Raw genomic sequence first — 6,873 nt, forward strand, 5'->3', positions numbered from 1 at the left:
ATTTAGATGTTTTTGCATTACTTTGAACAATGTAATAAGAGGAAAATTCCGGTTTCCTCCTTCTTATTGGAGGTAAACAATTAGCTCAATCATATACCGTTGGACTACAATAAAATATGCCTGAAAAGTTCCTTCTGGAAGGGTAAACTTTTTTTATTTAAGAAAAATAAATGGCATAAAGTGAACAATACTACGATTTAAAAAAGAATACTGTAATTAATCAAAATCCTTTTCGAAGTGATTGTTTGATAGTTAGACGTTAGAAAAAGTACAGTTGATGTTAAAAGAAGTATATTTGATGTTTGAAAACGCATATATACCAAGGGCTTAATCCCCCCGGGAAAATGGGATACAGCGGCTGTATATGGGATGAACGCTTCAGTGTGCTGATTTCAAGCCGGACGTACATTTGAGTAATAAAAAAGCTGATTTTCCTAATTTGGAAGATCAGCTTTTTCTACTTTGTGAAGAAATGTACTTAAACTAGTCGAGTAGAAGGGAGCCTTTCTACCTTGCGGTAAATTGGACTCCCCCCCCCCCCTCACAGAACCGTGCTTGCGCTATTCACGCACACGGCTCCTCCTAGTTACCATTCACAAAATGTAGCTAATCTCTTAGATTCAGATTTTGCTAATTCTGCTATCCTTAGTAGTTTTGTTTCCATTTATCCCTACCTCTGAGTGTAGTAAATGTTTCCCTAGTAAGGGCGATAACTGGTAGCTAGCCTTTCCTCCATCGGCATTACCCAACTTCATTGGTACTACGCTGCTATCCGACTCCCTACACAGCATTTGGTTTCCTTGCTTTTTTTATCGCTTGTACACCATACTCTTCTAACAAGAAAAGACCGGTAGGGTCTCCCGAGTTGCCGTATCATATCGATGTGTAACGTGCCAAGGTCTCTGACTCCAGAGAGGTTTTATCCATCTTGCCCTTAACGAAGGATAAAATGTAGCTTTCTGCTGCAGGTAAAGCATCAGCCCTCCCGATTTACTAACATTATGGAGCTCAATCCCTTCAACCATTTGGCTTTCGGCCCGCCACCTAACTGTCTACGCTTAAAGACTAAAGTTACCTTTAGTCCTCCAAGACTCGCTACGAGCGAATGGCTAGTTCTTACTCGACGGGAATCCCACCCGCTATATGATACGACCTAGGCTCGGCCGCACACCTACCCCGTTACCACAATATGGAAAAAGCGATCCCTCGTTATTGAAGAATCGCACCTGTTAGCTTAATATTAACATTCGCAAATCATTAAAATATTTCCATCAGGGTCTTTGAAATTAAAATAATGATTATGTTCAATTTCTGTAATCAAATTAACACCTTTAATCTTCATAAAATGAAATGCTTCTTCAATATTTTTTGTATTGAAATGGAATACTGGAGTTTTAAATATTCTATCCTCTAAATAAATCTTGCTATCTAACACAATCCCTGTACCTTCCATATGTATAACGTAAAGATGACCAAACTGAATTTCCCCATCTGTTTTTAGCCCTAAAATATCGCAGTACCAATCTCTTGCTTTCTCTATGTTGCTTACTGGGATAAATACTGTTCCGATTTGTTTTAAAATAGGATTATCCATAAAAACCACCCGTTAAATAACTTTAGTTAAATATTCCACATATTTAATATAAAATCCTGCCATTTAGTAAAAAAGGCCGCCATAATGACGTTCCCATTGTTGTGTTAAAGCTACCCGTTAGCTTAAGCACATTTATTCAAAAACTTCTTTCATTTTACTATTTAAAGCATCATAATCCTCTTTTTTAAAGGATACAGTTACTCTAGCCAGTCTTTCCGCATTCGGATAGCGCTATAAATGTTGATTGAATCTTATCCCTAAGGGTCCAATTATTTGGTAAATCAGATTTAAAATATTAAAACAATCTAAGTCTACTCCATCTTTTAAATGGTTCTTAATGCTAATAACCATTAAGTTGTCGATGACTTCAAATTTAGGTTTTTGAAGGGAAATATTGTTAATTTTACAAATTCTCTTGACTACTTGTTTAAAAATATCTGAATCACCAATATTTTTCGCAAAAAAAACACCCCTTACTTTTAACTTTTCTACTTATATTCTATCTTTGTAAATGACAGATAAGCTCCATTTACCGTAAAGAAAACAATTATTAATAATTCCAACCCGATTATGCTCATAATTACCTTGAAGTTATTCAAATGTTAACCCCACTTTCTAATATTTAGTTCCAAATCAATTTTTATCTCCAAACGGTCCGATTAACAAATTATACCATTTTCACCTAATTTAATAGATCAAATTATAAATATTTCTTTTACTAACCTGCCCCTTTAGCACAATAAAAAAAGGTTGCCGTAGCAACCCTTTGAAAGGTATCTAAAGTTAGATGAAGAAGAAAAAACAACACTCTTTAACAGACCTATAAATAAAAACAGGCCATAGGAAATTCCTATGCCCTGTTTTATGGTTAATGAAATTTGTGGTCAGCAAGATTCTTTGGTTTGCCGTTTTCAAATTAAAACGGCTCGATGGCTTTCTCGTTTTTACCAGTTTGAGGCTGATTTTCAATTCTTCTTTCTTCGGCTTCCTTGGGAATTTTTTTAAGGTGTTTATTTACTTCTTCTACTTGATTGGTAGTTCGAATTTCATCCATTTTTAAAAACCTCAATTCATTAAAATATCTTTGATAAATATAATATGCCGCAGTGATAAAGATTTTATGTCCGCTACATCAGACCTGCAATATTTGAATGGACGCCTATTTATATGGCTCACAAATTAACCTCTCAATTCCCCTTATTTTTTATCTTTTTCATCGCTCCTGCCAATTGATGGGAATCTAGATTTTCTTCTTCTTGTAATTTTTCAACAATGTTATGATAATCCTCTTCATTTCGATTCTGACTTAATTTATAAGCCGCTTGTACTTCTTGCACTTTTATTTTAAAGCCAACAATCCCTTTTAGTTGACTTTCTAATAGCTGAGGCGATAACTTATCCCATAATACTGGGTTTTCACGTTGCTTTTCATACTTCTCTAGCAACTCTGAAAGATCTTGTTTCAACTCTTCTTCACCTAATATACTTGCTTGGCCATATACATGTACTGCTTGGTAATTCCATGTGGGTACATTTTCATGCTCGTACCATGAAGAAGAAATATAACCATGTGGCCCCTGAAATAAGACTAGAACATCGTCACATGTTTCAAATGTTCTCCATTGAGGATTCCCATATGCCATATGTCCAGTTAAATAATATTCCTCTCCATGCTTATGAAGCCCTAATGGAAGGTGGGAAGCAATGGGTTTCCCTTTTTTAGTTGTAACTATTGTAGCAAATGAGTTCCTCTCAATAAATTCTATAATTTCATTGATATTTGTGACTTGAAAATATTTTGGAATATACATAATAGCGTGCTCCTTTTTAAATTAAAATGATTTACTGAAACCTTTAAGAAGAGTTCTTATAATCCTCAGAAAAAGGATTATGGACCTAGGAGTAATACTTGCAAGCCTAGACCAATATAAAGCAGACCTAAAACTTTTTGACCCCACCTATTTATTCCAGTCCCCCGCTTGATTAATTGTCCAACTGTTCCAGTAAAGACGGCTAAAATCGTTGTATAAATAACAGTTAATACAACAAAAATTACACCTAAAATTAAAAATTACATTACGATTTTACCGCCCTCCGAATTGAAAAATTGTGGAAATAAAGCTAAAAAGAAAAGTGCTGTTTTCGGATTCAAGGCTTCTACCAATATTCCATGCCTGTAAACTTTAAGTAGGGACTCCTGTACAACATCAGGCATTTTTATTGATGATGCTTTTGCCAATAATGCCCGAAAGCCCATATATAACAAATACGCTGCTCCGGCGTTAACAAGACAGCAGGACCTGGGATCAAAAACAATCCGAAGACTACCAGAATAAATGCGCTCAACTCAGCAATATTTAGCATCGAAGCCCCCCTAATATTTTTCTGATTATTTTTAAAACTTATGGATATCGGTTAGTCAACATAGTAATATAATAATTGACATATAAAAAGGTACAATTTAAATAAAATAGACATGTCAGAGGCTATTTATAATGAAAAATATCATTTTTGCTTTAGACGATCACTCTTCTAAATACAAACAGATATATGAGCGGTTTAAATTATTTATTGAGCTTGGGGACCTACCGGAAAACGAACAATTACCTTCCATACGTCAACTGGCTGATTCCCTGCAAGTCAGTCGCAATACGACATTAATGGCTTATGATCAGCTTGTGGCAGAAGGCTATATTCGTGGAGAAGGAAGAAAAGGCTACTTTGTTAATGAATTAGAGCCTCAATTATTTCAGGAGGAAGTCATTTCTATTCCTAGCAAGCAAACTGAGCCGGTGACAACATTTCTCGTTGATTTTAAAGCGGGGGCTGTAGATCAAACAAACTTCCCTCTAAAAGCTTGGAGAAGAATTACTAATTCAGTACTGACCTTACAGGAGAGTTTTCTATACGGGGATCCTTTTGGTGAAATGTGTTTGCGTAATCAAATTGTTGTCTATTTACTCCAATCTCGCGGGGTAAAGACAGATCCAAATGCAATTATCATTGGGAGCAGCACACAGCAAATGTTAATTAATCTTGGACAAATCCTAAAGGATGATTTCCCAAGCGTAATCTTGGAGGACCCAGGGTATGATGGAGCAAAAGAGGCATTTCTATTCCATCGTTTTACACTTGAAACTTTACCAGTTGATGAAACAGGTGCTGAGTTTTCACAATTAGAAAATATGATGTCACGCTTAATTTATGTGACACCTTCCCATCAAAGCCCAATAGGAATAAGCATGTCCATTCAACAAAGGCAAAAGCTCATTCAATGGGCTACCAAGAGAAAAGGATATATTATTGAAGACGATTATGATAGTGAATTTCGCTATACACAACAACCATTTCCGGCACTTGCTTCCATCGATTCAAAGAGAGTGATATACCTAGGGAATTTCTCAAAGTCCTTTCTTCCAGGAATTCGTCTAAGTTATATGGTACTGCCACAATATCTTTTAGTCCTTTATATAAAACATTTTCAGTATTTTGAGAGTACTACTTCCCTTCTTAGCCAGCTTACAATGGCTAAATTTATGGAAGAGGGAGAATGGAACCGTCATATTAAACGGATGCGTCTCGTTTATAAGCGAAAAATGCAGTGTATAGTTTCAGAATTAAAGAAACAATTCAAACAACATATTTCCATTATTGGGGAGCAGTCTGGTTTGTACGTTTTAGTTAAGGTACATCTAAATCGTTCAGAGGAATGGTTAATCGAGCGTGCTTCCATTTATGGGGTTAAAGTGTATCCTACCTCCATCTATTTCATAGAAAATCATTCTACGGAAGCAATTATTAAACTTGGATTCAGTAATCTTACCTTTGATGAAATTCAAGAAGGAGTGAAGCTTTTAAAAGAGGCTTGGGGAGGCTAATATTATTACCTCGAAAAAAGGTGCCTGACCCCAAATGTGTTAAAGCTTTAATGCACCGGCTGTCAGGCACCTATATTGTTTCTTTAAAAGAAAAGGAATAATAACAATATTTCTGTAGAAAATACTTCTGTTAAATTCTAAATAGGAGTGTTTATATGGAACGAACATTATTTGAAAAAGTTGGTGGAGAAGAAGCGATTGCAAAGGTTGTGGACTATTTTTACTCCGAGTTGGTTCTTAAGGATGACACAGTTAATCAGTTTTTTAAAGAAACGGATATGGAAAAACAACGCCTTCATCAGTCAAAATTTATTAGTTTTGCCTTAGGGGGTCCAAATCAATATTCTGGTCAATCTATGGCAAAAGCTCACCAAGGGATGAATCTCCAACCAGAACATTTTAATGCTATTGTAAAACATCTTCACGATGCACTTGCTCACTTTGGAGTGAATGAAACAGACATAGATACAGCTTTAACTAAAGTAGCTTCACTAAGAGACGATATTCTGTTTCAATAAAACAAGAAAAACAGCAAACCAGCTGTTTTTCTTGTCATTTAAATGAATATTTTCCTTTGTTCTCTCAATGAAGGAATGAAAATAGGCACGCTAAACAAATAAGGAAAGCATTCTGTTCAGGCACAGAACACTTTCCTATTAGAGAGATTGTATAATCGACCAATTAAGTTGTAACTTTATTCAATTATTTGGCTTCTGGTTTCTCTTTTCCCATAGAGTCAAATAATTGGGTAGATGATAAGGCATTGAATGGTAAAGCTACATTATGTTTAAGCCCTTCGTTATAAGCCGCTTTTAAATCTTTAAGTAAAACAGCTAAGGCCGTGTCTGCGGTCCATTCAGAAACATCGCTCCAATTTCTAACTACCCAGCTATCACCTGTACTAACTTTTAATAAGTTTAATAACTCTTCTTGAGGCAAGTTATAGTGTTTTCCTAATTTAAGTCCTTCAGCTAGAGCATTCATGTTAATACCTAGAATCATATTATTCACTAATTTTGCTACTTGGCTGTTGCCTGGTTCCCCGCCATAGTAGAATGTATTGGATCCAATCGCATCAAAGTATGGTTGGAAAGATTTCACTATTGCCTCTGAGCCGGATGTCATAATCGATAATGTTCCAGCTTGTGCACCTGAAGCACCACCGCTTACCGCTGCGCTAATTAATCTCAAATCACTTTCTTCTTCGACTTTTTTGCCTAATTGATTCATTGTATCAGGGTCAAGTGTACTCATAACAATAATGGTTTTATTCTTAGGTTTGGCAGATAATAGACCGCCTTCACCAAAAATAATGTCAACATTTTGAGCATAGTCACGAACCATTGAGATCATCGCATCGTCAGCTAGTTCCGCCACTTCTTTTAAAGTTTCTACCATTGT

The 6,873-nt window shown here is 35.7% G+C and carries 8 protein-coding genes; 2 read left to right on the plus strand and 6 right to left on the minus strand.

Features of this window, described 5'->3' with window-relative positions; genetic code table 11:
* Window positions 1-1,240: 1,240 nt before the first annotated feature.
* The 5 genes from BDR01S_RS23865 to BDR01S_RS26380 all read right to left on the minus strand — a co-directional run bounded on the left by BDR01S_RS23865 (window position 1,241) and on the right by BDR01S_RS26380 (window position 3,958).
* The gene (locus BDR01S_RS23865; RefSeq protein ID WP_066250615.1) at window positions 1,241-1,594 is read right to left on the minus strand and encodes a VOC family protein; all 354 of its coding nucleotides are present in this window, start codon (window positions 1,592-1,594) and stop codon (window positions 1,241-1,243) included.
* A gap of 916 nt (window positions 1,595-2,510) precedes the next feature.
* The gene (locus tag BDR01S_RS25565; RefSeq protein ID WP_157406254.1) at window positions 2,511-2,648 is read right to left on the minus strand and encodes a hypothetical protein; all 138 of its coding nucleotides are present in this window, start codon (window positions 2,646-2,648) and stop codon (window positions 2,511-2,513) included.
* Between the two features lie 133 nt (window positions 2,649-2,781).
* On the minus strand, window positions 2,782-3,405 hold the full coding sequence (locus BDR01S_RS23870; protein ID WP_066250613.1) for an FMN-binding negative transcriptional regulator: 624 nt from the start codon (window positions 3,403-3,405) through the stop codon (window positions 2,782-2,784).
* 260 nt (window positions 3,406-3,665) lie between these two features.
* Window positions 3,666-3,833, minus strand: coding sequence for a LysE family transporter (locus BDR01S_RS26375; protein WP_235846647.1), 168 nt, complete (start codon window positions 3,831-3,833; stop codon window positions 3,666-3,668).
* Window positions 3,812-3,958 carry a hypothetical protein gene (locus BDR01S_RS26380; RefSeq protein WP_235846648.1) on the minus strand — a complete coding sequence of 49 codons (147 nt, stop codon included), beginning with the start codon at window positions 3,956-3,958 and terminating at the stop codon, window positions 3,812-3,814. The genes BDR01S_RS26375 and BDR01S_RS26380 overlap by 22 nt, the downstream gene beginning before the upstream one ends.
* Before the next feature lie 131 nt (window positions 3,959-4,089).
* Between BDR01S_RS26380 and pdxR the strand changes: the two genes are divergently transcribed.
* Both pdxR and BDR01S_RS23885 read left to right on the plus strand, forming a co-directional pair.
* Window positions 4,090-5,472, plus strand: a complete 1,383-nt coding sequence (gene pdxR, locus BDR01S_RS23880; protein ID WP_066250606.1) for a MocR-like pyridoxine biosynthesis transcription factor PdxR — start codon at window positions 4,090-4,092, stop codon at window positions 5,470-5,472.
* Between the two features lie 155 nt (window positions 5,473-5,627).
* Complete coding sequence (locus tag BDR01S_RS23885) at window positions 5,628-5,990, plus strand: group I truncated hemoglobin (protein ID WP_066250604.1); 363 nt, start codon at window positions 5,628-5,630, stop codon at window positions 5,988-5,990.
* 184 nt (window positions 5,991-6,174) lie between these two features.
* On the opposite strand, the gene BDR01S_RS23890 is transcribed toward BDR01S_RS23885, so the two are convergent.
* On the minus strand, window positions 6,175-6,873 hold a 699-nt coding region (locus tag BDR01S_RS23890; protein WP_066363384.1), incomplete at its 5' end, for an NAD(P)-dependent oxidoreductase.

Origin of the sequence: Neobacillus drentensis NBRC 102427, from assembly GCF_001591445.1 — a bacterium.
Taxonomy (GTDB): domain Bacteria; phylum Bacillota; class Bacilli; order Bacillales; family Cytobacillaceae; genus Neobacillus; species Neobacillus drentensis.

Coding starts and splice junctions, on each gene's coding strand:
- pdxR (WP_066250606.1), top strand. CDS start 4,090: ATGAAAAATATCATTTTTGCTTTAGACGATCACTCTTCTAAATACAAA.
- BDR01S_RS23870 (WP_066250613.1), bottom strand. CDS start 3,405: ATGTATATTCCAAAATATTTTCAAGTCACAAATATCAATGAAATTATA.
- BDR01S_RS23885 (WP_066250604.1), top strand. CDS start 5,628: ATGGAACGAACATTATTTGAAAAAGTTGGTGGAGAAGAAGCGATTGCA.
- BDR01S_RS25565 (WP_157406254.1), bottom strand. CDS start 2,648: ATGGATGAAATTCGAACTACCAATCAAGTAGAAGAAGTAAATAAACAC.
- BDR01S_RS23865 (WP_066250615.1), bottom strand. CDS start 1,594: ATGGATAATCCTATTTTAAAACAAATCGGAACAGTATTTATCCCAGTA.
- BDR01S_RS26380 (WP_235846648.1), bottom strand. CDS start 3,958: ATGCTAAATATTGCTGAGTTGAGCGCATTTATTCTGGTAGTCTTCGGA.